The organism is Rhodococcoides sp. S146-33, from assembly GCF_059489205.1.
The window spans coordinates 193783-218210 of the sequence record NZ_JCAJWY010000006.1 but is presented as its reverse complement, the minus strand read 5'-3'; the positions used below and the strand labels follow the sequence as shown (position 1 = coordinate 218210).

At 63.2% G+C, this 24428-nt stretch carries 25 protein-coding genes and 1 pseudogene; 13 read left to right on the top strand and 13 right to left on the bottom strand.

Annotation, left to right across the window (positions count from 1 at the left end):
- Positions 1 to 125: 125 nt before the first annotated feature.
- On the top strand, positions 126 to 587 hold the full coding sequence (locus tag AC5WEY_RS21930) for a PASTA domain-containing protein (RefSeq protein ID WP_495647531.1): 462 nt from the start codon (positions 126 to 128) through the stop codon (positions 585 to 587).
- Positions 588 to 622: 35 nt separating this feature from the next.
- On the opposite strand, the gene AC5WEY_RS21925 is transcribed toward AC5WEY_RS21930, so the two are convergent.
- Positions 623 to 1135: a DUF2231 domain-containing protein gene (locus tag AC5WEY_RS21925; RefSeq protein WP_495647530.1), complete on the bottom strand. Its 513-nt coding sequence runs from the start codon at positions 1133 to 1135 to the stop codon at positions 623 to 625.
- A gap of 89 nt (positions 1136 to 1224) precedes the next feature.
- Here AC5WEY_RS21925 and AC5WEY_RS21920 point away from each other — a divergent pair, with 89 nt between their 5' ends.
- Positions 1225 to 2721, top strand: coding sequence for an acyl-CoA synthetase (locus tag AC5WEY_RS21920; RefSeq protein ID WP_495647529.1), 1497 nt, complete (start codon positions 1225 to 1227; stop codon positions 2719 to 2721).
- Between the two features lie 7 nt (positions 2722 to 2728).
- Here the strand turns inward: AC5WEY_RS21920 and AC5WEY_RS21915 are convergent, their stop codons facing one another.
- The 3 genes and pseudogenes from AC5WEY_RS21915 to AC5WEY_RS21905 all read right to left on the bottom strand — a co-directional run.
- Positions 2729 to 4516, bottom strand: a complete 1788-nt coding sequence (locus AC5WEY_RS21915) for an HNH endonuclease signature motif containing protein (RefSeq protein ID WP_495647528.1) — start codon at positions 4514 to 4516, stop codon at positions 2729 to 2731.
- Between the two features lie 37 nt (positions 4517 to 4553).
- The gene (locus tag AC5WEY_RS21910; protein ID WP_495647563.1) at positions 4554 to 4805 is read right to left on the bottom strand and encodes a DUF3253 domain-containing protein; all 252 of its coding nucleotides are present in this window, start codon (positions 4803 to 4805) and stop codon (positions 4554 to 4556) included.
- A gap of 15 nt (positions 4806 to 4820) precedes the next feature.
- Positions 4821 to 4949, bottom strand: a pseudogene (locus tag AC5WEY_RS21905) (DUF2256 domain-containing protein); the annotation flags it as partial.
- A gap of 37 nt (positions 4950 to 4986) precedes the next feature.
- Here AC5WEY_RS21905 and AC5WEY_RS21900 point away from each other — a divergent pair.
- On the top strand, positions 4987 to 5553 hold the full coding sequence (locus tag AC5WEY_RS21900) for a peptide deformylase (RefSeq protein ID WP_495647527.1): 567 nt from the start codon (positions 4987 to 4989) through the stop codon (positions 5551 to 5553).
- Between the two features lie 104 nt (positions 5554 to 5657).
- Here AC5WEY_RS21900 and AC5WEY_RS21895 read toward each other — a convergent pair whose 3' ends face one another.
- On the bottom strand, positions 5658 to 6008 hold the full coding sequence (locus AC5WEY_RS21895) for a hypothetical protein (protein ID WP_495647526.1): 351 nt from the start codon (positions 6006 to 6008) through the stop codon (positions 5658 to 5660).
- A gap of 84 nt (positions 6009 to 6092) precedes the next feature.
- On the opposite strand from AC5WEY_RS21895, the gene AC5WEY_RS21890 reads away from it, so the two are divergent.
- Together AC5WEY_RS21890 and AC5WEY_RS21885 are read left to right on the top strand one after the other, a co-directional pair.
- Positions 6093 to 6506 (top strand): DUF6992 family protein, encoded by a 414-nt coding sequence (locus AC5WEY_RS21890; RefSeq protein ID WP_495647525.1) that lies wholly within the window; start codon positions 6093 to 6095, stop codon positions 6504 to 6506.
- Between the two features lie 142 nt (positions 6507 to 6648).
- Positions 6649 to 7917, top strand: coding sequence for a glycoside hydrolase family 183 protein (locus tag AC5WEY_RS21885; protein ID WP_495647524.1), 1269 nt, complete (start codon positions 6649 to 6651; stop codon positions 7915 to 7917).
- On the opposite strand, the gene AC5WEY_RS21880 is transcribed toward AC5WEY_RS21885, so the two are convergent.
- The gene (locus AC5WEY_RS21880) at positions 7850 to 8512 is read right to left on the bottom strand and encodes a hypothetical protein (RefSeq protein ID WP_495647523.1); all 663 of its coding nucleotides are present in this window, start codon (positions 8510 to 8512) and stop codon (positions 7850 to 7852) included. The two genes, AC5WEY_RS21885 and AC5WEY_RS21880, sit on opposite strands and share 68 nt — an antisense overlap.
- A complete protein-coding gene (locus AC5WEY_RS21875; protein ID WP_495647522.1) occupies positions 8509 to 9465 on the bottom strand; it encodes a hypothetical protein in 957 nt (318 codons plus the stop codon). The genes AC5WEY_RS21880 and AC5WEY_RS21875 overlap by 4 nt, the downstream gene beginning before the upstream one ends.
- Before the next feature lie 320 nt (positions 9466 to 9785).
- Between AC5WEY_RS21875 and AC5WEY_RS21870 the strand changes: the two genes are divergently transcribed.
- The 6 genes from AC5WEY_RS21870 to AC5WEY_RS21845 all read left to right on the top strand — a co-directional run bounded on the left by AC5WEY_RS21870 (position 9786) and on the right by AC5WEY_RS21845 (position 17433).
- A complete protein-coding gene (locus AC5WEY_RS21870; RefSeq protein ID WP_495647562.1) occupies positions 9786 to 10766 on the top strand; it encodes an ABC transporter permease in 981 nt (326 codons plus the stop codon).
- Positions 10767 to 10798: 32 nt separating this feature from the next.
- On the top strand, positions 10799 to 11719 hold the full coding sequence (locus AC5WEY_RS21865; protein ID WP_495647521.1) for an ABC transporter permease: 921 nt from the start codon (positions 10799 to 10801) through the stop codon (positions 11717 to 11719).
- Positions 11712 to 13613 (top strand): ABC transporter ATP-binding protein, encoded by a 1902-nt coding sequence (locus AC5WEY_RS21860; RefSeq protein WP_495647520.1) that lies wholly within the window; start codon positions 11712 to 11714, stop codon positions 13611 to 13613. Before AC5WEY_RS21865 ends, AC5WEY_RS21860 begins: the two co-directional genes overlap by 8 nt.
- Positions 13614 to 13648: 35 nt before the next feature.
- Positions 13649 to 15337, top strand: a complete 1689-nt coding sequence (locus AC5WEY_RS21855) for an ABC transporter family substrate-binding protein (protein WP_027497842.1) — start codon at positions 13649 to 13651, stop codon at positions 15335 to 15337.
- 191 nt (positions 15338 to 15528) lie between these two features.
- The gene (locus AC5WEY_RS21850) at positions 15529 to 15987 is read left to right on the top strand and encodes a hypothetical protein (RefSeq protein WP_495647519.1); all 459 of its coding nucleotides are present in this window, start codon (positions 15529 to 15531) and stop codon (positions 15985 to 15987) included.
- A gap of 81 nt (positions 15988 to 16068) precedes the next feature.
- On the top strand, positions 16069 to 17433 hold the full coding sequence (locus AC5WEY_RS21845; RefSeq protein WP_495647518.1) for an acetamidase/formamidase family protein: 1365 nt from the start codon (positions 16069 to 16071) through the stop codon (positions 17431 to 17433).
- A gap of 14 nt (positions 17434 to 17447) precedes the next feature.
- Here the strand turns inward: AC5WEY_RS21845 and AC5WEY_RS21840 are convergent, their stop codons facing one another.
- Positions 17448 to 18041, bottom strand: coding sequence for a TetR/AcrR family transcriptional regulator (locus AC5WEY_RS21840; protein ID WP_495647517.1), 594 nt, complete (start codon positions 18039 to 18041; stop codon positions 17448 to 17450).
- 143 nt (positions 18042 to 18184) lie between these two features.
- On the opposite strand from AC5WEY_RS21840, the gene AC5WEY_RS21835 reads away from it, so the two are divergent.
- Entirely contained in the window at positions 18185 to 19249 is a 1065-nt protein-coding gene (locus tag AC5WEY_RS21835; protein WP_495647516.1) for an aldo/keto reductase, read from the top strand.
- Positions 19250 to 19257: 8 nt separating this feature from the next.
- Here the strand turns inward: AC5WEY_RS21835 and AC5WEY_RS21830 are convergent, their stop codons facing one another.
- A complete protein-coding gene (locus tag AC5WEY_RS21830) occupies positions 19258 to 19875 on the bottom strand; it encodes a TetR/AcrR family transcriptional regulator (RefSeq protein ID WP_495647515.1) in 618 nt (205 codons plus the stop codon).
- An 86-nt stretch (positions 19876 to 19961) separates the two neighbouring features.
- Between AC5WEY_RS21830 and AC5WEY_RS21825 the strand changes: the two genes are divergently transcribed.
- Positions 19962 to 21314, top strand: coding sequence for a cytochrome P450 (locus tag AC5WEY_RS21825; RefSeq protein WP_495647514.1), 1353 nt, complete (start codon positions 19962 to 19964; stop codon positions 21312 to 21314).
- 2 nt (positions 21315 to 21316) lie between these two features.
- Here AC5WEY_RS21825 and AC5WEY_RS21820 read toward each other — a convergent pair whose 3' ends face one another.
- From AC5WEY_RS21820 to AC5WEY_RS21805, 4 genes are read right to left on the bottom strand one after another with little or no spacing between them, the layout of a single operon-like run.
- The gene (locus AC5WEY_RS21820) at positions 21317 to 22180 is read right to left on the bottom strand and encodes an alpha/beta fold hydrolase (protein WP_495647513.1); all 864 of its coding nucleotides are present in this window, start codon (positions 22178 to 22180) and stop codon (positions 21317 to 21319) included.
- Between the two features lie 43 nt (positions 22181 to 22223).
- Positions 22224 to 22520, bottom strand: coding sequence for an antibiotic biosynthesis monooxygenase family protein (locus tag AC5WEY_RS21815; RefSeq protein WP_495647512.1), 297 nt, complete (start codon positions 22518 to 22520; stop codon positions 22224 to 22226).
- Positions 22517 to 23173, bottom strand: coding sequence for a response regulator (locus AC5WEY_RS21810; RefSeq protein WP_495647511.1), 657 nt, complete (start codon positions 23171 to 23173; stop codon positions 22517 to 22519). Before AC5WEY_RS21810 ends, AC5WEY_RS21815 begins: the two co-directional genes overlap by 4 nt.
- Positions 23170 to 24249: a sensor histidine kinase gene (locus tag AC5WEY_RS21805; protein WP_495647510.1), complete on the bottom strand. Its 1080-nt coding sequence runs from the start codon at positions 24247 to 24249 to the stop codon at positions 23170 to 23172. The genes AC5WEY_RS21810 and AC5WEY_RS21805 overlap by 4 nt, the downstream gene beginning before the upstream one ends.
- Positions 24250 to 24428: the final 179 nt, after the last annotated feature.

Genomic DNA, 24428 nt, shown 5'->3' with positions numbered 1-24428 from the left:
GCTGCAGTCTACCGTACGGTGTACGGAAATGCTCGAAGAGCGATCGACGTAACAGACTTACCGGTCTGACGATCTCACAGGGGTGCCGGTTGCATCAGGCTGTCGGTCGTCCTCGAGAGGTATTCATGACGCGTAGTAGTCGTGTCCGCGTGCGATCGGTCATCGCGCTCGCTCTGCCCGTCGTCGTCCTCGCGGGCTGCGGATCGACGGACTCCGCCGAACCCGAAGTTGGAACCGAAGTGCGGACAGTGACCATGGAGGCGACCGCGACCACGACCCCGATCGCGCCGACATCGATCCCACGGATTGTCCTACCGGACAGCGCCGTCTCCGAGACTCCCGCACCGAAGCCCGTCCTCGTCTCGATGCCTGCGGTCGTGTGTATGAATTTGCAGTCCGCGCAGAACGCGATCCAGGCAGCCGGCGTCTTCTACTCCAGGAGCGCCGACGCGTCGGGCGCGGGTCGGATGCAGGTCAACGACTCGAACTGGATTGTCGTAGCACAGGATCCACCCGCTGGGACGCTCATCGGTGAGGGGGATGCACTGCTGTCCGCGGTGAAGATCGGGGAGCCGAGCAACTGCTGAGGGGTTGCTCAGTTCGATAGTCGGTGCCGATCTTCCTACTCCGCGTCGCTACCGGTCGAGCTGTAGGCGAGGTGACCGCCGATGAGTCCACCCATGCTGGCGGAAGCGAGACCGGCCGCGGCGAGGACCTTGGCGACACCGTCGGTGTGCTTGCGGCGTCGTAGGTAGGAGCCCAGGAACAGGAAGACGCCGGTTGCGTTCGAGGCCGCGTGGATCATCCCTACGCGCCGCTGTCGAGTGTTCATCGTCGACCAGTCGGCCCAACCGGTGGCAATGGCTGCCGGCGCGGACGCCAGCCCGACGGAGATGACTAGCTTGCTCGCCCGGGACTGGTGATTCAGCAGGTCCAGAACCACGGCGCTCATCCAACTACCGATCGTGACATTGACCAGCGCTGGGTGAATGGGGTGTCCGATCCACCGTCCGCGGAGCGCGGAGCCGACTGCGCTGTCGTTCAGCGCCGGTTCGAGAACGCCATTGATGGCATTGCTGGGCCCGTCCAGGAACGAGGCCGATTCGAGGTTGTCGAGTGCTTGTTTCAGTGTCATACCTCACCGGATGCCCCGTCAGCGTTCGACGAACCCTCGTAGCGCCAGAACCCGCGACGGAACGCTTGGACGTCCTATAACGTCGGGTGATGAGCAGCGGAACACGAGTGAACACCGTCGACGGCGTCCTGCGACGGTCGGCAGCAAAATTCCCCAACCGTCTCGCCGTGACGTTCGAGGGACGTAGTCACAGCTACAGGGAACTCGATACCGCTGTCACCCGCGCCGCCCGACGACTGATCGCGTTGGGATTGAACAAGGGTGACCGTGTCGCGGCGTACGGCGTGAACTCGGACGCGTACGTCGTTGCGTTCCTTGCCTGTGCGCGAGCCGGATTGGTGCACGTTCCGATCAACTACGCGCTCGTGGGCGAGGAACTGCAGTACCTGCTGGAACAGTCGGGCTCCCGCGTGGTTCTCGTGGACCCGGCGTTGACCGCCACCCTCGATTCGGTTCGGGCCAACTCGAGCATCGAGCACGTGGTGTCTCTTTCCGATGTGCTGAGCACGGACGGAGACGGTTCCGAACTCGAGCCTGCCGCCGATTCGAGCGACCTCGCTCAGTTGCTCTACACCTCCGGAACGACGTCGAAACCCAAGGGCGCGATGATGTCTCACGGCGCGCTGGTTGCCGAGTACGTGTCGTGTGTCATTGCCCTCGGGTTCACTCAGGACGACGATCCGCTGCTCGTGATGCCGATGTACCACTCGGCGGGGATGCACGTGTTCATGCTGCCGTACCTGTCGGTGGGTGCCACTGTGCGACTGATGCGGAGGCCCGACGTCCCGGAAATCCTGCGCCGCATCGAAGAAGAGAAGATCAAGTCGCTGTTCCTGGCCCCGACCGTCTGGGTTCCGCTCGCCAATCACCCCGATCTGGAGACGCGCGATCTCTCGTCGTTGAAGAAGGCGCAGTACGGGTCGTCGATCATGCCGGTCACCGTGCTCACTCGGCTGCGTGAGCGGTATCCGGACATCGAGTTCTACAACTGCTTCGGGCAGTCCGAGATCGGTCCGTTGGCAACGGTATTGCAGCCTTCCGAGCACGAGGCGAGGCCGGCGTCGTGCGGCCGGGCCGTGTTCTTCGTCGAGACCCGCGTCGTCGACGCCGATGGCAACGATGTGCCGGACGGCGAGCCCGGTGAAATCCTCTACCGTTCCCCTCAGTTGTGCGACGGCTACTGGGACAAGCCGGAGGCGACGGCAGATGCGTTCTCGGACGGGTGGTTTCACTCCGGCGATCTGGTGACCCGCGATGCCGAAGGGTTCATCACAGTGGTCGACCGGATCAAGGACGTGATCAACACCGGCGGGATTCTTGTCGCGTCACGCGAAGTGGAGGATGCGATCTACACCCATTTGGCGGTTGCCGAGGTCGCGGTGATCGGGACCCCGGACGACCGGTGGATCGAGGCGGTGACGGCTGTCGTCGTACTGAAGGACGGGCAGCGCTTGTCGGCAGAGGAGTTGATCGACCACGTCAAGGGGCGCATCGCGCCGTTCAAGGTGCCCAAGACCGTCACGTTCGTCGACGAGTTGCCGCGCAACCAGAGCGGAAAGCTGCTCAAGCGAGAGTTGCGCGGTTGACCTGTGCTCAGGCTGCGCGCCGTTTTCGTCGGTGGTAGCTGGGGATGGGTTGTCTCGTGGGGTCGACGGATTCGGGTGGAATCACGTAGGGGTGTCCGTCGTCGCCCATGATCATCTGCCAGTCGCCGTGGTGGACGAGGCGGTGGCATTCCCCGCAGACCAGCGCGAGGTTGTTCAGATCGGTGTGGCCGCCGTCTTCCCAGAATTTCACGTGGTGGGCTTGGCACCACTGAGCGGGTCGGCCGCACATCACGCAGCAGGTATCGCGGATGGTCAGCGCGATGCGTTGGTCCTCGCTGGCGAGTCTGGTGGTCCGTCCGAGCGCGAGCGGGACACCGTTGTCGTCGACGATGACGGGGGTCAGGTCGGCGTCGCAGGTGACGAGCTCGGCGAGGGAGCGACTGATCGGGCCGGTCCAGTCGAGGTGGAACGGCCAGTCGACGTCGCCCGGCTCGGGCGAACACTTCGGCCCAGCAACATGATCATTGGCACCATCACCGCCCGCGGCTTTTTCGCCGCGAGCATCGGCGCCGCCCGGCACTGGCACAGTCTTCTGTCCGGCACCATAACCACCACCACCCGGCTCGGACGCAGATTTCGGCCCGACAGCACCACCAGCATCTACTGTGCCGCGAGCGTCACTATCGCCTGGGGCAGCGCCAACAGGACGCGCGCCAGTGCCACCGCAGGTGTCGTTGTTTTCGTGACGCTCAGCGTCGCCGCCAGAACCGGCACCGTGACGATCGGTGCCGCGACTCGAAGTACTGTCGGCAGCCGCATCGGTTCCACCCGACGTCGTTGTTGCGCTTCGTTTTTGGCTCCTTCCACCGTTGGCGAGCAAGTCTCGCAGTGGAACGATCAGGTGCACCGACGCCCGCGACCCGCCCGCCGACCCGCGGATACCCCCGCGCAGGTGTCGATCGAGAATGTGATCGAGTGCATCGGCCCGGCGCTTCGACGGGCTACGCGGATCACGCTCACCACCGGGACCGGGCCGAGGCGCCGTCAACGCCGACAAGGCGGTCAGCAGCTTCTCTGCCAGCAACCGGTCGGCGTTGCCACCGAATTGATAGCGGCCATTGGCCAGAGGATGAAGATCGAACCGGTTCAAGTCCGGGTTCTCCGACACCGGTACCGGTGGAACAGGTTCGGGCTGAGCAGGTTCCGGTCCCGGGTTACCGCCGACAGCACCCGACTCTGCACCTTCGCCCTCCGGATCGTCGTTCGAATCCGCACGGTCATTCGTATCGGCACCCGAGGCTTTGGCATCGGCTCGGCTCGCCTGTTCCTGCTCGCGGCGTTCCTGCTCTGCCTTCTCGTGTCGGGCGCGGGCGTCCTCGGCCGCGGAATATGCCAGTGCCTGTGCGCGTGAGGTGACCTGACCGGCGGTGCGCTGCAGAGCCGTCTCGAGTAGCTCGGCGACGACAGCGTCGCGATGGTTCTCGTCCAAGGTCGGATCGGCCACCATCACGGTGGCGTAGCCGTCGGCGATCGCCGAGGCGTGCGCGGCATGGATGTCACCGCCGGCGAGGGCGTCGAGCACGCTCGGCCACTGAGTGAGCCACTGCCCGACTTCCATCTGGTGGCCGGCGGATCCGTCGGTGATCCGGACCGATCTCGCGTACCAGCGGGTGACGGACGAGTGTCCGAGTTTCATCGCCAAGCCGCGTCGGTCGATCTCGGCCAGCAGTGTCAATCTGGTTGCTGCGAGAGCATTTTCGAGGGAGGTCACGTCGGCGAGCTCGGAGACCGATTCCTGGTCGCCGAGCTCGAACACATCCCCCCATGTCTTCACACCACGAAAGCTATACCCACCCACCGACAGGTTTCCGTCAGCGCTTCCAGCGAATGCGGATCGGGCCCTTCGCGGTCGAAGGATCGACGACCGAACCCTTCTGCGTGATCTCGACTTCTCCCGCGTCGACCATGCGGCGAGCAGCGCGGCGGACCGGCTCCATCAAGTCGCGCCATCCGTCGTCGGACAGTGCTCGTGCGACGTCGGAGGGGCAGATCGTGGCGTCGCGGGATCGGGCGTCGAGCAGGTCGCGGATTTTGTCTTCGAGTTCCTTGTCGGTGGTGCTCACCTTGTGTCTCCGGCATGCGTCGCTGCAGTACTTGATGTCATCCCAATTCTTCTCCCACTTCTTGCGCCATTCGATTCTCCGTCCGCACGATGCGCAGACCTTGTCCGCGGGGTGCGCCGTGGGGGAGCGACGGGAGTGAGCCATGCTTCGACAGTAACCTCGTCGCAAGTAACCTCGCCGCATGGCGGTTCGATCCATCCTCATTGCCGGCGACCCGCGTATGACGACCCGAGCCACTACCGTCACGCAGTTCGATGCGGAGCTCGCGGCGTTCGTGGACGACCTCTTCGAGACGAACACCGCGGCGCACGGAGCCGGCCTCGCCGCCAATCAAGTCGGTGATCCACGTTCGGTTTTCGTCTACGACCTGCGAGACGGCGGAGTTCGGCACCGCGGCCACGTGGTGAACCCCGTGCTCGAGACGTCGCCGATCCCCGAGACGATGCCCGCCCCGGAGGACACCGAAGGATGCCTGTCGGTTCCGGGGGAGCGGTATCCCACGGGACGCGCCGAGTGGGCCCGCGTCACCGGTGTCGATGTGCGGGGCGATCCGGTGGCGGTCGAGGGCGAGGGCTACCTGGCTCGGTGTCTGCAGCACGAGTGCGACCACCTGGCCGGTCATCTGTATCTCGACCGTCTGATCGGCCGCAATCAGCGGGCAGCGAAGAAGATGATCAAAGCCCATGGGTGGTTGGTCCAAGGCAACAGCTGGCTGCCCGGGGCGGACTCGAATCCGTTCGGTCGGTGATTAGCAGGCCTCGACTGTGGGGGTGATGCGAGGCTCGGGTTGTGGTGCAGCGCAACCGGTCAACGCAAGCAGCGTCAGTCCGCAGATTACTCGACCGACGACCATCAGAAGGGGTTGTAGATGTACAGCATGCGGTAGTCCCATTCCGAAGACCCTGCCGGAATTTGTACCTGGGTCAGTACCCGGCCGTTTTGCGTGCACCAGCTCTGGCCATGGAACGACGAGCAGTCGATCTGCTGACCGGTGCCGAACGGGCTGACGATCAACGACTTGTCGCTTCCGTACGCCGCAGGATCGAATGCGCTGACGAAGGACGCAGTCGAATCCTTGGGGCCGAACGGGTTGTCGTCCGGTGCAGCCGATGCCGTCGGCGCGAGGAGCAGTGCCCCTCCGATCGTCAGCGCAAGTCCGGTGAGAATTTTCTTCAGCATGGTGGCTCCGTCGGTTTCGAGCACGAAAACTCGGTCTCCACTGGATCGACCGCAACCGACCCGTCGTTACGAAACTGCGCTGCCGTCGAACACGGCACACTGGAAACCATGACCCGAATCGAAGCTCCCATCGTTGCCGAGCGACTCGGCCGTCGCCTCACGTTCTGGGGCGGTGGAAGTGTGCTCGCCGGAACGGTGTTGGCGTTGCGTGGCTCGTCGCCCGCCTGGCGGGCGTTCGGTCAGCAGACGGCCGGGTGGGGCGCGATCGATGTGGCGATCGCCGGGGCTGGGGCGCTGAACTCCTCGGTCCCGACGTCCAAGAGTTTGAGCAAGCTGCTGTGGATCAATGCCGGTCTCGACGTCCTTTACATCGCGGCCGGTGCACACATCGCTGTCAGGAAGCCTCGATTCGGCCGCCGGATCACCGCCGACCAGGCGTTGGGTCACGGAACGGCAGTGGTAATCCAAGGCGCGGCGTTGCTGGTTCTGGACACGACGCACGCCCGCATGATCGCCGACTAATCACACGAGTGTCATTCCCGCAGTAGGCGATTTGTCAAGCACCGACACGCCCCATTTGTTGCGCGATCAGTAGATTTGCGTAACACTCGTCCCATCAGTCACATCAGTATCGTGGGTCACACGGGAAACGGTGGGTTCGTCCATGCGTGTACGTAGTCGGCAGATCGCTGTCGGGGCTGTCCTAGCGCTGGCAGTGAGCGGTCTCAGCGCTCTGACCGCGCCTACCGTCTCGGCCGAGCCGTGTGGCGGGCTCGGCGGGCCGGGCTCGTCACCGCTGTTCGGGTCCTCGGGCAGCGCAGGGATGTCGGGAAAGAACCCTCAGGGTCCGCAGGGGCCTCTTCCCCGCATTACCGGCAACACCCAGAGCGTCGCCTGGGTCACCGGCCCGCAGAGCGTGAACGACACCTACAACTCCCTGGCGATGTCGGGAACCGACCTGGGCATCAGTTGGGACAACGGCTCCGGCCAGATTCTGATGGCGTTCGGCGATACGTTCGGTGACTGCTCCTCCGGAAATGCGCAGTGGCGCAGCAACGCGCTGTTCCGTTCGGACAAGGCGTCTACCAATTTGGCGCAGGGCATCAAGATCGGGCCCGCCGACCCCGCGAACACCACCTCGGGCGCGGTTGTCAGAGCGAGCAATCCGCGGTACGCCGCCGAGATCATCTCGAGTGCCAAGCTGCCGAGCGTCGAGGACACGACCATCCCCACAGCGGCTATTGCAATCGGCGGCACGCAGTACATCAACTTCATGTCGGTGCAGAGCTGGGGCGCACCCGGTCGCTGGATTACGAACTACTCCGCGACGGCCAAATCGACCGACAACGGCCAGAATTGGACGACGGATCCCAAGACGATCCGGGTCAACAAGGGCGTGACGATCCCCGGTTTCACCAACGTTCACGAGAGCCAGGGCAAATTCCAGCAAAGCGCCTATGCGTTGGGTCGAGACGGTAAGTACCTGTACCAGTTCGGCACTCCCAACGGACGATTCGGCGACGCGTTCGTATCTCGGGTTGCACCCGATCAGATCGAGAATCTCGACGCGTACGAGTACTCGACGCAGGATCCTGATCCGGCCAAGCAGTGGTCCAAGAACATCGGCGATACCGTTGCCATCGTCAAGGGCCCGGTCAGCGAAATGTCGGTTGCATGGAACGACTACCTCGGCCGCTACGTGATGATGTACGGGGACGAGAACTCACGCACGCTGGTTGCGCGAACCGCGGAGAATCCCGAGGGGCCGTGGAGTGCGCCGAAGACCATCCTCGACGCCAACCAGACGGCCGGCGGCATCTACGCACCGTTCATTCATCCGATGTCCAGCGGAAAAGACCTGTACTTCACCGCATCTCGGTGGTCGGACTACAACGTTCTGCTGCTGAAGACGAATCTCGATGCGCTGAAGTGATCTCCACCGATCGTTCGACTGCCGCGTCGAGGTAGGCGTCGACGTCCAGATCGAGGTCGGCGGAGAGCAGCCCGCGGCGAATCGTCGAAAGATACCTGCTCGACGGTTCGCCGAGCTCTCGTACGATCGAACTGGTCAGGGTGAAGGCCGGCCTTCCGTCGATGTCCGGAAGCCTCAGCAGTGCATCGTATTTCCCGCGGAAGCTCTCGCCTTCGCGATCCACTGCCAACCGGGTCCACTGTCCGATGCCGAGCGTCTCCGTCGCTCCGACGTCGATGGCTGCGACGACGTTCTCGACCGCGGCCAGATGAGCGAACTGAACTCGATCGATCAGGTAGCCATGCCCTACAGAACGATTGGCGGAATCGACCGTCGTCGACACGAAGGCGGCTGCTCCCGTCCAGCGCTGGGACACTCCCGCGAAATACAGCGCATGATCGATCCACAGCCAGCGTTGTTCTGCAGGTGAAGCCGTCGAGGGTGCCGGCGGATGCGCGCCGAATTCCGAGTGCTCGTCGGATCCGGTCAAGTAGGTGAGGAACCTCTCGCGCAGCAGGTTGGACCCGTACGAGACGTACCACAGCCGATCGCTCATTCCGCCTCGAACAGCTGCCGGTACGCCTCGGCGAGTAGGTCGGCCGCGAGATCGTGGTTGTGTGCCGTTGCGCCCGTTGAGTTTCCGGACCGCATCAATCGTGCGTTGAGGCCGTAGGCGAGGTCGTCGAACGTGTCGTCGTCGATACCCAGGTCGACGTCCACGTCCTCTTCCAGCAGCGCGCCGAGGTCGATCGACCACGACCACACGCGCTCGTCCCGGTACGGTCCGCGTCCGGCGCTGACGGTCTCGTTGGAGATCTCGAGCTGCTCGTCGGTCCGGTCGCGCGGAACGTTGGTGTTGATGCGCAGGTCCAGTTCGATCGCATCGTCGTCGTGCATGATTTCGTCGACGCGCAGGGTTTCGAAGCCGCCGCACGTCAGCGTCAGCAAACGTCGCGGTCCGGTGTCGTCCTGTGCGTCGGCCAGAGCGCTGATCTGCCACAGGTACTTCTCGGTGTTCGCCGGGTCCGGTATCGAGGAGTTGATGTAGTCGGCCACAATGCTGCGGATGGCGGGGTAGGCAATGTGGTCGGACAGTTCCCAGAACTGTCGGCGGCGCTGACCGACGGCAGCGTCCAGCAGCGTTGCCCGCTTCGCGCGTTCCTTCGGCAGCGCGGTCTTGGCGCTCGGGGCATCGCCGATCGCGATCGGCTCGGCCGGACGCTCACGCAGGTTTTTCAGTTGCGAGACCGACGCTGCCAACTGCTCGAGCTTGTCCTCGGTCCCGGGGCTGAAGTCGAGTGTCTCGATGTCGGCCCAAATATGCCGGTCGGCAGCGAATTGGGCTGCTACGGAATCGGAGTATCCGACGATCGCCTCGTCGTTCGTGAAGTGCAGGATGTACAGCCCGGATCGGTGATCCTTGGCCGCGAATATGGTGGCGATGGATCCGGCGTCGGTGACGTCGAATCGTTCGAAGGCGAACCCGTCGGGTGTGGAGGCTGTCGGCATGGTCGTGAATCTACCGAGGTGAGCTGTAAGCACCTATTTTCGGGCTTGTCCGCAATGTCGGGAATTCATTCCACAAACAAACGATTTAGGTGAACCTTCGTAAACGCGACGTTCAGACTTGTTCTGGCACCGACTGTTCCGCATTGTCCGATGTACCGGAAGTGCTTCCGCTACCGTGAACGAAAAGCGAATTCGTGGTGCTATCTTGTGGAATGTCTGTTTCCACCGCTAACGAAACAAGCAGGTAACACGCGGTGTGAACAATGCCGAGAGCAGTGCCATCGGGCACGGCCGTGGTGCTCGATGGAAGGTGGTTGCGCGTGGGCGGTTATCTTGCGCGGAGGTTGCTGAACTACGTCGTCCTACTGCTCATCGCGACGTTTCTGACCTACCTTCTGGCCTCGCTCACGTTCGATCCGCTGTCCAATCTGCTCAGTCGCAATCCGCCGCCGTCGAGCGCGGTTCTCGACGCCAAGCGCGCAGCACTGCATCTCGACGACAACCCCGTGTTGCGCTATCTGAAGTGGCTGTGGGCAGTGCTTCATGGTGACTTCGGTCAGACCATCGCGGCCGGCTCCGTCAACGACGAACTGTGGCGACGCATCCTCGTCTCGCTCCGGTTGGTAGTACTCGGCACAGTCCTCGGCGCGGTACTGGGAACACTGGTCGGTGCCTACGGTGCCGTCCGGCAGTACAAAATCTTCGATCACGTCGCAACGGTCGTGACGTTCATCCTCATCAGCACCCCGATCTTGGTGCTGGCACCGGTGCTCAAATACTTTGCTGTGCAGGTCAATCAGAGCACCGGCAGTCAGTTCTTCCAGTACACCGGTGAGACGTCGACAACGCTTGCCCCCGGTCTGATGAACGAAATTGTCGACCGCGCACAGCATTTGCTGTTGCCGACCGTCGTCCTGATGTTGTTCACCATCGGTGGTTACAGCCGCTACATGCGCAGTTCCATGCTCGACGAGCTGAACATGGACTACATCCGCACGGCCCGCGGCAAAGGGCTCACTCGCGGCCGCGCGATCTTCAAGCACGGTTTCCGTACTGCTCTGATTCCGATGGCGACGCTGTTCGCGTTCGGTATGGGCGCGGTGATCACCGGTGCCACGTTCACCGAGCGTGTCTTCGGTTGGTACGGCATGGGTGATTGGCTGATCTACGGCATCACCAGTCAGGACATCAACATCACGCTTGCGGTCTCGCTGTTCACGGCTCTGTCGGTGCTCGTCTCCGGCATGTTGACCGACATCTTCACTGCCGCTCTCGACCCGCGCGTTCGCTACGCGGACTGACCCACCACCTCGGACGAAAGAAAGGACTGGCGATGGCGACACCCGTGGTTCCCGAGATCACCGCGGTGGACGGCCCGAGCGACACGGCGGCTCCGATCACCCGCAGGCGCTTGGTGCTGCGCCGGTTCCTGCGCAACCGGCCGGCGTTGGTGGGCATCGTGGTACTCGTCGCGATGTTCGTCGGAGCGTTCGTACTCCCGCATTTCATCCCGTTCACCTACGAGGAACTCGACGCGTACGCGCTCAATTCGCCGCCCACCACGCGGCATTGGTTCGGTACCAACCAGATCGGGCAGGATGTCCTGGCTCAGACGTTGCGCGGTCTGCAGAAGTCGCTGATCATCGGCATGCTCGTCGCACTGATCTCCACGGTGCTCGCCGGTGTCGTCGGCGCGGTCGCTGGGTACTTCGGAGGTTGGACCGATCGCGCGCTGATGTGGGTCGCCGATGTGCTGCTCGTCGTCCCCAGTTTCCTGGTCATCGCGATCTGCTCTCCGCTGTTCCGCGACAAGAGCTTCTTCATCCTGGTGCTGCTGCTCGCGGCGTTCGCGTGGATGATCACCTCACGCATCATCCGGGCGCTGACCCGATCGCTGCGCGAGCGCGAATTCATCCGCGCCGCAAAGTACATGGGCGCAACACCGGGCAGCGTGATCGGCAAGCACGTGCTGCCGTCGATGGCCTCGATTCTCATCGTCGACGTCACGCTCAACGTGGGTATCGCCATCATCGGTGAGGCGTCGCTGAGCTACTTCGGCTTCGGTGTCCAGCGACCCGACGTCTCTCTCGGCACACTGATTGCGGACGGTACGTCGTCCGCGTTGACGTATCCGTGGCTGTTCGCGTTCTGCTGTGGCGCACTGGTATTGATCGTGCTGGCGACGAACTTCGTCGGCGACGGTCTGCGCGACGCATTCGATCCGAACTCGACGAGGGGACAGGCACGTGGCTGAGACTGTGCCGGTGTTGAAGGTCAGCGGACTCGAGGTCAGCTTCCCGAGTGAGGAGGGCCGCGTCACGGCTGTCCGCGGCTTGGACTATCAGGTCGACAAGGGCGAGGTCGTGGCCATCGTCGGCGAATCCGGCTCGGGCAAATCGGTGTCGTCCTTGGCCGTCATGGGATTGCTTCCGCAGACCGCCCGAGTAACCGGGTCCATCGAGCTGAACGGCCGTCAACTACTCGGACTGTCCGACCGCGAAATGTCCCGTGAGCGAGGGCGTTCGGTTGCGATGATTTCGCAGGACCCGCTGACGGCGCTGACTCCTATCTACCGCATCGGGGATCAGATCGCCGAGGCGATCTCGGTGCACAATCCGTCGCTGACCAAGGCGAAGGTCCAGGAACTAACCCTGGAGTTGCTCGATCTGGTCGGCATCGTCGATCCGAAAACACGGGCGAAGTCCTACCCGCACGAGTTCTCCGGCGGAATGCGCCAACGCGTCGTCATCGCGATGGCCATTGCCAACGATCCCGATCTCATCATCGCCGACGAGCCCACGACCGCTCTCGACGTGACGATTCAGGCGCAGATCCTCGATCTCCTGCGTACTGCGCGCGACGTCACCGGCGCAGGCGTCGTGTTCATCACGCACGACCTGGGAGTCGTTGCCGGCGTGGCCGATCGAGCCATGGTCATGTACGCGGGTCGGGCGGTCGAGACAGCTCCGGTCGACGAGCTGTATGCGCACCCGTCGATGCCCTACACCGTCGGCCTGCTCGGCTCCGTTCCTCGCCCGGATCGTCCCGCGCAGGAGCGGTTGGTGCCCATCGAGGGAACGCCGCCCGCTCTGGTGAATCTCCCGACGGGTTGCCCGTTCGGTCCTCGGTGCCCGTTGCACACGGACGCCTGCGACAAGGGCGAACCGCCGTTGATCCAGGTGGCACCGAATCACAGTGCGGCGTGCATCCGCATCGACGCGGCAACGGCCGAGTCGGTGGAAGCAGAGTTCGAGGGTGCGCCGCGGTCGGAGGCCCCGGCCGAGCTGGCGGTGACGGTATCGAAGGATGCTCCGGTGCTGTCGGTGACCGATCTGCACAAGAGCTACCCGGTCTTCAAGGGCTCTGTGCTTCGTCGTCGGGCCGGGGAAGTGCCTGCGGTGCAGGGCATCAGCTTCGATGTGCACGCCGGATCCACCTTGGCCATCGTCGGCGAGTCGGGTTGTGGCAAGTCGACGACCCTGCTCGAGATCATGGAATTCGTGAAGCCGCAGCAAGGCTCGATCCAGATCAACGGCGTCGAGCCATACAGTCTGAGTAGGGCAGAGCAACGAAAGCTGCGCGCGCACATTCAGATCGTGTTCCAGGACCCGATGGGCTCCCTCGATCCGCGCATGCCGGTGGGGGAGATCATCGCCGAACCGTTGAAGATCAACGGCGTCCCGGTCGACGAGCGCACCCGCCGGGTTCGGGAACTGATGGACACCGTCGGAATGCGTCCCGAGCTCGCGGATCGGTATCCCACCCAGTTCTCCGGCGGGCAGCGTCAACGTGTCGGCATTGCACGGGCTTTGGCGCTGAAGCCGTCGATTCTGGTGCTGGACGAGCCGGTGTCGGCACTCGACGTATCGATCCAAGCGGGCGTGCTGAACCTGCTGCAGGATCTGCAGGAGGAGCTCGGTCTGGCGTATCTGTTCGTCTCACACGATTTGTCGGTGGTCCGACACCTCGCCGACGAAGTGGCGGTGATGCGCAACGGAGTGTTCGTCGAGAAGGGCCCGACGGAGCAGATCTTCGACGCACCCAGGGACCCCTACACGCGCGCACTTCTGAAAGCCATCCCCATCCCCGATCCCGTGCTCCAACGAGCCCGAATCGCCGAGGCCGCAAAACTGGCCGACGCCATATGACCCGCAAGATACGGCACACTGAGAAAGGTGAACTGATGAGAGCCAAGCTATTTCGGGCACTGGTCCCGATCGCGGTGGCCGTGACCACTGTGGGACTGGTGGCGGGGTGCAGCTCCGGTGATACCGGGCCGAACGCCGATGCGCCCGCGTCCTTCGATAGCGGAGCGCAGATCAATCCGCATCCGATCAGCGATCTGCAGCAGGGCGGGAACATGAACTTCCCGCTGTCGCAGGTGCCGACCAACTACAACTACTACCAAATCGACGGCACCACAGTCGATGCCGCTCGGTACTACCTCGCCTTGATGCCGAGAGCATTCACCGCGGCGGCCGATGCGAGCCTGACCACTGCGTCGGACTACTTCACCGACATCACCGAATCGGAGGTCGACGGTAAACAGGTCATCACCTACAACATCAACCCGAAAGCCAAGTGGAGCACGGGTCGGTCGCTGGATTACACCGACCTCGTCGCGACGTGGACCGCGAACAGCGGCAAGGACCCGGCCTACGAGGCGTCGTCAACCGCAGGTTACGACAAGGTCGAATCGGTGGTTCGGGGTGAGAACGACCAGCAGGTGATCTTGACCTTCAGCGAGAAGTTCGGTGACTGGCGTTCGCTGTTCGTGCCCTTGATGCCTGCAGAGTCGGTGAACACCGTCGAGGCGTTCAACACCGGTTCGGTGAGCACGATGCCCGCTACCGCAGGCCCGTTCCGTGTTCGCAACATCGAGCCCGGCGGAAAGCGCATCGTCGTCGAGAGGAACCCGGATTGGTGGGGTGAGAACCCAGCGGTCCTCGACACCATCACCTACCTCCCACTCGATTCGACGGCCTCCGTCGGAGCGCTGCAGAGCGGCGAGATCGATTACTACGAACTCGGCAGCAGCGCAGACGCATTCAAGGTTGCGCGCGGTGTCCCGAATGTGGACCTGCGGCAGAGCCTGGGGCCGCAGTACCGCCACTTCGACTTCAACGGTGCGTCGGGTCGTATCACCTCGGACAAGGCAGTGCGTCTGGCTCTGATGAAGGCGATCGACCGCGACTACTTGGCTACCTCACAGCTCGGTCAGATCACCTCGAATCCGACGGTGCTGAACAGTCATATCTACGTCGACGGTCAGAAGGGCTACCAGGCCAACAACGGTGATATCACCTTCGATCCCGAGAAGGCGAAGTCCGAGCTCGACGCGGCCGGTTGGACTATGAACGGTGAGTTCCGCTCGAAGGACGGCCAGCAACTCGATCTGCACGACATCATTCCGGCCGACACTCCGAATGCGACGCAGGAAGCGCAGATCATTCAGCAGAACCTCAAGGCCGTCGGTGCCAACCTCATCATCGATGCGGTGCCGTCGGACGACTTCTTCGAGAAGTACATCTTGGTGGGTGCCTTCGATGTCACCCACTTCACCTGGGAGGGAACGCCGTACACGTCCAGTAGTGACGGCATCTTCCGCCTGACGCCCGGCAGCACGTTGCAGAACTACGGCCAGGTCGGTTCCGAGGAGATCAACGGTCTGCTCGACAAGGCGGCCGGTGAGCTCGACGACGATGCGCGTATCGCCGACTACAACGAGGCGGACAAGGCGATCTGGGCGGAGGGCCACAGCCTCACGATGTTCCAGCGCCCGTCGACGTATGCGACGAAGTCGAATCTCGCGAACTTCGGAGCTCCGGGATTCGGCGACATCGACATGTCGAAGGTCGGGTTCCTGAAATAAAGAACGGGCTCGGATATCCGGTCGGTGTCGCGGCAGTCACTTTGATTGTCGCGGCATCGACCGCTTTCGTCACTCCACTCGGCCTGTTGGTTGCGTTCGTGGTGCTCGTCTGGACGGGTTGGTCCGCGGGGTGTGCTCTGCTCGCCGCTCGATTCGCGATGCGGTCCTCTGGTCGGACCACTGTGCGGCGCGTGCGGTTTCAACACCGGATGCGCTCGCGTGGATACCTGGAGGTTCACGAGAAAGGAAGGCGGGCCTGGTGCCCCGTCTACTTCCACACCGGGCTGCTGGCAATCGTTCCCGACGCCGATGCCCGCATCAGTAGGTCGATTCTCGGACGTCGCGCCTTCGTCGTCGAACCGGGGATCGTTGCCGTGCCGTCGGGGCGGCGTCGCACGTCCTTACCGCCGGGCACCCCGCTCGACGCACCTCGCCTCAACGAATCCGATCTACGCACGCGCAGTGACAGATTCGGCTCGCTACGTCGCCGGATCATTCTCGACGCCCCCGCCGCGGTGGCCGGCCCGTTCATCGGCCTGCTGTGGCTGATCGTCGACGGTGGCGGGTTCGCTCAGTTCGTTGCAGTGAGTCTGCTGGCCGCTGTCACCGCGATCTGGTGGTCGGCGATCGCCGGGAGCGATCCCAGCTGAGCAATTGGGGCGACGCGCGATCGTAACTGCTGAGAAACACCCCTGATCTACGTTCGAGATTCGGACAATTCAGGAGGCATCATGGCGCGGTCGATGGCGGAGCAGGCAGCAGAGACGATCAGCAAGGGGATCGGTCGTCGCGGATTCATCCAGGCAGTGGCCGCTCTGGGAGCGGGCGTCGGAATTGCTGGAACGGCAGCGTGTTCCACGTCTTCCTCGAACACCGCCGCTGCGAGTTCTTCCGCACCGGCACCTACCGCTGGCGGGATCTTGCAGCCCGGAGCCGGCGACATTGCCGGCGATCACTACCTGAGCTCGGAGGTCGACAAGGTCCTGTGGGGCTATGTCCCGACGGTCGAGTCCGAATCGGTGCTGCAGATGAAGTCGGGCGAGACGGTGACCATCGACGCGCTCAGCCACGAGGGGATCCTCGAGGATCAGGGCCGCGATCCCGTCGAATTCTTCGGCGGCAAGGGTGTTTCCGAGTCCGATGTTCTTCAGGATGCCATCGACATTGCCGGCGGGTACGACCGGACGGTCCGCAACTTCGACGTCGACGGACCGCATGTGGTGACAGGCCCGGTCTTCGTCGAAGGTGCGCAGCGTGGTGATGTGCTCAAGATCGAGACACTGGAGGCGACTCCACGCGTTCCGTACGGCGTGGTGTCGAGCAGGCACGGCAAGGGTGCTCTGGCGGTCACTGCGTCCGGTGAAGCACCTGCGGGTATCAGCCTCGGCGAGGTCATGCCGCCGATCGGGGGCGACGGCAGGAAGTCGGGTGACCCGACGCAGTACGGCAACGTCTCCACGTTCACCGCAGTCGAGGAGGGGCAGGGTGTGATGCGGTACGGCGATGCGGCCGTGCGCTTTCCGCTGCGACCGTTCATGGGAATGATGGGCGTTGCGTTCGCCAGCGATCCGGGTCTGACGTCGCCCAACGCCAATTCGATTCCCCCGACGCTGGGTGGCGGCAACATCGACGTGGGTCTGCTCGGCGTCGGATCGACGTTCTACCTCCCGGTGTTCGCGGAAGGTGCGTTGTTCTACGTCGGTGATCCACACATGGCGATGGGCGACGGCGAGGTGGCCCTCACCGCAATGGAGGGATCGCTGCGCGGCACCTTCAGGCTCACGGTCTGCAAGGCGGGCAGTGGTGACGCGCCGTCCGTTGCGTACTCGTATCCCTTTGCCGAGAATGAGGATTCGTGGATCCCGATCGGCCTGTCCGATCCGGACGGTGCCGTCGGCGGTCAGAGCTCGGACCTGAACGCCGCGATGCGTCGCGCCGTGGTCAATGCTCTGGACTTCCTCGAGACCGACCTCGGCATGGATCGCGCGACGGCGTATGCATACCTCTCCGCGGCCGCGAACTTCACCGTCTCGCAGGTGGTCGACAAAACGGTCGGAGTGCACGGCCAGATCTCGAAGGCGCACTTCGACCGGTAGGTCATCTGGACGACCTACAAGGACCGGGCGTCGAAATCTACTGCTTTGTCGATCAATTCGCGAGCAATCCCGGCAGCGATCGGCAGGGTTTCGATGCCCAGGGCTCTGGTCCTGATGGATGCCCCGTCGAGCAGAAGCGCAAGTTGCTGCCCGAGTACATCCGGGTCGTGAGCCCCAGCCATGCGCGCAAGTTCCGAAAAGTGCTGCGCAACCGACAGCTTGTACGCGCGAACGACCTCTCGTGCGGGGTGTTCTGGGTCCGCAATTTCGACGGCGGCCCGGATGAACGGGCAGATCGGCGTCGCATCGCCCGAGCTCGTCGGGCTCGGCTCGAATGCGGCCAGAATGTGCTCACGGGGCGAGAGGTCGGTGCGTCCGAACACTCCGGGCTCGGACTGCAGGTCTTGTGTGCGTAGGCACGCGGCGACGACTTCGTCCTTGCTGCCGAAGTGTTGATAGATCGTTCGCTTGGATACCTGCGCTTGTGCGCTGAGTATGTCCATGCCGGTGTTGTTGATCCCACGTTCTCGGAACAGCTCTCGGGCGGTATTCAATAGACGCTCCCGCGCCCCACGGCCACGGCGCACGCCGGTCGGGCCTGTATTCATCTGCTGCCCTCGCTTTCTTCAATCCGGTAACGGTCAGTGTACTTAGCTTGCAGGGGCATGCAATCGTTGCTACGTTGAAAACTGATCGGTGTACTTAAAGTTGGTAGCACCGTTCGCACGCCACCATCGATGAGGAGAAGACGATGACTTCAGGTCTCGACACCTACCGGACGCTGGGGCGTTCCGGATTGCGTGTCTCGCGGCTGGCCTTGGGCACAGCAACTTTCGGCACCGACTGGGGATGGGGGGCCGAGCACTCCGTGGCCCGGAAACTGTTCGACACGTATGTGGAGAGAGGAGGAAACTTCATCGACACTGCCCCGACCTACACCGATGGAACTTCGGAGAAGATGCTCGGCGAGTTCAGTCGCGGCAATCGGGACGCGCTCGTGCTGGCGACGAAGTACACCACGCTTCGTCGTCCCGGGGATCCCAACTCCGGTGGCAGTAATCGAAAGAACCTCCTCGCCTCGGTTCACGACAGTCTGCGCCGATTGGGCACCGACTACATCGATTTGCTGTACCTGCACGTCTGGGACGACACGACCCCTATCGACGAGATCATGCAGGGACTCGATGATCTCGTCCGACGCGGAACCGTGCTCTACGTTGCAATCTCGACGGCGCCGGCATGGCAGGTTGCCCGGATGCAGACCTTGGCCGACCTCCGTGGCTGGGCACCGTTGGTAGCACTGCAGATCGAGTACAACCTGATCGAGCGGGGTGGCGAGCGCGATCTGATCCCTATGGCGCATCAGCTGGGTCTGGGTGTCGTCCCGTTCTCGCCGTTGGCGGGCGGGGTTCTGTCGGGGAAGTACGCCCGGGCCGACGTGAGTGGCAGCGATTCGGAAAGCAGCCCTGGGACCCGACGAAACTTCAACATCGCCATGGGTTCGCTCACCGAGCGCAACCTCGCCATCGTCGACGTGGTGAGTGGAGTAGCGAGCGAACTGGGCTGCACGCCTTCGCAAATCGGCCTGGCATGGAACCTGCAGAGTCCGCACGTCACCGCCCCGATCATCGGTGCGCGAACGCTGATGCAGTTGGAGGAAAATCTCGGTGCACTGGAGATCGAGTTGAGCGCCCAACATCTAGCGCGGCTCGACCGAGCCAGTGCGATCGACCCCGGCTTCCCGCACTCAATGCTGGCAAGCGATCACATCCGAAGGCAAACGCGTGGCGACTTGAACATCGACGCCAGGGTCTGACCCCCACCTCAGCGGTGCGCGGTGGCGATGAACTGACGGGTTGCGGCGTCGACGATGTCCGAAGGGGTGATGGCTATTTCGTCGTTCAGCCAGGCGATCACCAACTCAGCGAGTCCACCGATGAACAGCAGGCCGTTGATCTCCGACTGCGGTTGAGGGAAGGCCTGTTCACCGTAGAGTTCGCGTGATTGTTCGGCGACAAGATGGGCGAACGCGCGCATGGACTTTCGTCGGTACGTCCGGAGTGAGTCGACGGCCAGCGATTCGATCATCGCGACGCGGCCCTTGCGCGGGTCCTCGGTGAGCACATCGACGAACGCGGCGATGGCATTGTGCGCCTGTTGCTCGACCGTGGGTGCGGGGGAGTGCAGTGCGTCCAGGGCCTTGGCTCGAATCTCGTCGGAAATCGAATCCACTACCTTTTCGAGGAGATCTTCTCTGCTACTGAAGTTTTCGTAGAAATACCGCTCGGTGAGCTTGGCGCGCGCGCAGATGGCGGTCATGGTGGCGCCCTTGGCTCCGGCTGCTGCGAACACCTCGAGCCCGGCGTCGAGCAGACGGGCACGACGGTCGGCAAGGCGATCGTCTGCGCTCATGCCGTTGTAGCGGCGCGTGGTGGATGCCATGGATAGATCTTGACAGACGCACGGGGTGTGACGCAGACTACCTTTTATCTGACAGGACGCTCTGTCAGATTGATGGAGGTCGACGAATGTCTCGTGCTCTTGCTGCTCCGCCTGCTGATTCGACGCTGCAACCGGTGTTCGGCGATGGAGGTCTGCCTGTTGTCGGCCACACCCTCGAATACATTCGGGACCCTTTGAAGCTGCTGGGGAGTCGGTGGGAGAAGTACGGCGAGGTGTCCTGGCTGACCATGGCCGGCCAGAAGTGGATCACCGTTCTCGGTCCGGACGCGTGCCAGCAGGTGCTGCAGAACGCGGACAAGGCGTTTGTCAACGGCGATGGATGGTCTCTACTGATCGGACCGTTCTTCCATGGTGGGCTGATGCTGCTCGACTCGGAGGAGCACCTCCGGCACCGCCGAATCATGCAGCAGGCGTTCACTCGCGATCGGCTCACCAAATCCGTTGACGCGTTGAATCCCGTTGCAGCAACAGGATTGGACGCTTGGAAGGGTGGACGCGACGTCCAGGTATATCCGGCGCTCAAGGCTCTCACGCTCGAGGTTGCGACGAGCATCTTCATGGGCGGTGCGGAGGGAACGACCGACGCCGACATTGCCGAGATCAACGCGAGTTTCATTGCCTGCGTGCAGGCCGCCACGTCGATCGTGCGCTACCGCGTTCCGGGTACCCGGTGGAAGCGAGGGTTGGACGGTAGGGCTGTGCTCGACGACTTCTTCCGCCGCTACCTGCCGTCTCGGCGTGCCACCGAGACCGACGATCTCTTCTCCGTCCTCTGTCACATCGAGGGGGACCATGGCGAGCGTTTCTCGGACGACGAAGTGATCGACCATATGATCTTTCTGCTGATGGCGGCCCACGACACGTCGACCATCACGCTGTCCACGATGATGCAGTACCTCGGGCAGCATCCGCAGTGGCAGGACAAGTGTCGCGCCGAGTCGGAGGCCCTCGGCACCGATGCGCCGACGCTCGCGCAACTCGACGAACTCCCCAGCATCGATCTGGTCATGAAGGAATGTCTGCGGTTGGTCTCGCCCACCCCGGTGGTTGCCCGGCGCGCGATCAAGGACACCGAGGTGCAGGGCAAGTTCGTCCCCGCGGGGACGTATGTGTCGGTCGCCCCGCACTTCACGCACCACATGGCGCAGTACTGGCCGAACCCCGAAGAGTTCGATCCCGGCCGATTCGCCGGCGACCGTCGCGAGGACAAGGTCCATCGCTATGCGTGGGAGCCGTTCGGCGGCGGCGTGCACAAGTGCATCGGGATGTTCTTCGCCGGCGCTGAGATCAAGACGATCATGCACCACCTGCTGCTGCGCTTCGACTGGTCGGTCGACCCCGATTACGTTGCACCACTGAACTTCACGTCGCTGCCCTTCCCGGAGGACGGGCAGCCCGTGCAGCTGCGAAAGCGGTAGGTCTACCCGGCGCGCTCGGTGAGCCAACCTATGATGTCGGAGGTGACCTCGTCGCGGTTGGTCTCGTTGAGGATTTCGTGGCGGGCACCGGGGTAGAGGGTGACCGTCACGTCGCTCATACCGGCCTCGCGGTAGCGAGAGGCCAGCGTCTCGATCAGCTGCCCGCCGCCGGCCAGTGGATCGTCGGTTCCCGAGGTGATGAGCAGCGGAAGGTCGGAGCGGATCTGCTCGAGGTTGTGTGGATCGGCGAGCTTCTCGGCTTCACCGAACAGTGCAGGAACCGTCGACTCCGGCAGGTCGAAGCCGCACAGCGGGTCGGCGACGTACGCGTCCACTTCGTCCTCGTCGCGGGACAGCCACTCGTACCCGGTGCGGTGCTCGAAGGCGGCATTGAACACGCTCAGGTCGCCGGCGGGGGCGTCGGCCATTCCGGCGGCGAGGATGTTCAGCGTGGTCGAGCCCGACAGCACCACGCCCTCGTACAGATCGGATCGCTCGATCAGAACATGCTGCGCAGCAAAGGAACCCATCGAATGAGCGAACAGGAACAACGGCAGGTCGGGGTACTCGCTGAGCAACGATTCGCCGAGCTGCTCGATGTCGGCCCACAGGCCGGCGAACGCAGCTGCACCGAAATCGCCCGGAGTATCGACGATCGACTGGCCGTGACCGCGATGATCGGAGGCGACGACGTGGAATCCGGCGTCGTTCAGCGCGGCGGCGAAGCGGGCGTAGCGGCTGCCGTGCTCGGCGAGTCCGTGCGCGATCTGCACGACGCCCCGAGCCGGGTCGGCCGAGGTAGCCCAGGTATAGGTGCTGATTTCGATGTCGTCCTGCTTGGATACGAACGACGAAGCGTTGGCCACGAAAATCTCCTCGGAGCGGCGATGGGGATTTCGAACTTATCTCCTACGCCCGCAGTACCGGGTCGAAATGCTCGACGACGGGGAACGGCTCGTAGAAGTGATGCAGGAGCGTCTTCCATTGCTGATACTTCTCGGATTGTCGAAAGCCCTCGGTGTGGTCTTCGAGGCGATCCCACTCCACCAGCAGTAGATAGACATCGGGCTGCTCGAGGCCACGCGAGAGTGTCAGATTCACGAACCCCGGCATCGAGGAGATGATCGACTGCGCGTCGGCGAATGCGGCCTCGAATTCGTCGGTTCGTGCGGTGGCGACGTGCAAGAGGGCATGTTCGACGATCATCGGTTCGGTGGGCCCGAGATACCCAGGGCCGACGCTTTTCTGGCGCAATCGACCCGGGACACCGCGCCGAGCTTGGCGTAGATGTTGGTCAGATGACGTTTCACGGTCGACTCGGTGATGCCGAGTTCGCGTCCGATCTGTCGATTGGAGCGTGCCTCGGTCAGCAAGTGGAGGACCTCGAGTTCACGAGGTGACAATGGATTCGGCGTCTCGGAATTCTCGGTGTCCAATGCGGAGTTGATCGAGTTCCGAGATGTGGACAACAAGATGTCGTCTGGGCTGCGGTGCACCGAGTGCAGGCCCGCCACCAGTTGATCTCGCGCAACGGTTTTGGACAGGAAAGCCGATGCGCCTGCGTCGAGCAGGCTGCGCAGTAGTTCCGCGTCCTGATGCATCGACAGGACCACTATCGAGACCGACGGTGTCGCGGCGCGAATAGCCGTCACAACTGCGTGTGCACCCGGCCCGGGCATCTCGACGTCGAGTACGGCTATGTCCGGCACATCGCGGGTGATCACCTCGATGGCGTTCGTCCCGTCCGGGCACTGTCCGACCACTGTGAATGCTGGGTCGGTTTCGATCAGTGCAGCGAGGCCGTCGCGGAAGAGAGTGTGGTCGTCGGCGAGGATCACCCGAATGGGTTCGATGGTCACCACGTGACGTTTCCGAGTGAATCTGCAGCGTGATTCGGCAACGGTAGTAGTACCGCCACAGTGGTTCCGCATCCCGGATCGGCCGTGATGGAGGCCCGTCCACCGAGCAACTCTGCGCGCTCGCGGATCGATGCGAGTCCGCCTACGGTCTTGATGGCGGTGACAGCTCCAACGTCGAATCCACAGCCGTCGTCGCGGACGACCGCTCGCAATGTGTCGTGCTCGGTGGCGAGACTCACCGTGATCCCGGCCGGCTTACCGTGGATCACGGCGTTTCGTATCGCCTCTCTGAGCAAGAGATAGAGCTCTTGGGCGACTTCGTCTGCCAACTCGGGGTCGCCGCCGGTAACGCTCACGTCGGTGGTCGTCCCCTCGGGCACAGTCGTTTCCAAGTAGGAAGCCAAGGACTGGCTCAGCGATTCATCGGTCAGCCTCACCCACAGGTCTGCGGACACCTGACGGGTGCTGTCGAAGCTTGCTCTGATCGACTCCCGAGCAGTCACGAGGTGGGAGTCTGCTCGAGCGGGATCGCGGGTGCGGTAGTGGTCGAACAGGTCCAATTGCTGGAGCGCAGCCCCCATTCCGTGCGCGATTCGGTCGTGCAGATCACGAGCGATGCGGCTGCGCTCGTCTTGCTGTGACGACAGCAACTTCGTCAGCAGGAAATTGACGTACGGAATCGATCCGGCCGCCAACCGGTTCTGGATCTCGCGCTCGAGTGCGGTGCCGAGGTCGATGACGGTCTGCGGGTCGGTCGGACGGTCGAGTGTGTCGACAAGGATGGGGAACAGAGCCTCGAACATCAGAGAAGCTGCCCGTAACGACTGAGTCGGGTGTATCCCGGATCTCGCACGCTGCGTGCCTATTTCGTCGCTGGGGTCCGGCGGTGGAGAGGTCAGGTTCGGCGCGCCGAATGCAGTGAACGCTCGTGACACGTTGCGGACGACGGCTTCGGACTGACGTGCGAGCTGCATTTGAACTGTGCGATCGGTGAGCACCGGACTGGCCGACGCGTCGAGTAGACAGGTGTACGCCGCGACCGTGTCATCGATCAGTCGATTCGGCCCGACACTCACCCTGTTTGCCCCGCCCTCGTGACTCCGGTGGATCTGGTGCGGACGAGCTCGGGGCTCAGCACCGACCCTGGTGGCGTCATAGTAGCGGCAAAAACAGCGCAACAGGTTTCGACAGCGACAGGCAGACCAGGTGGAGTTATCCGAGTTCAGCGCCTCGCTGCGGAAAATTTATCCGTCGT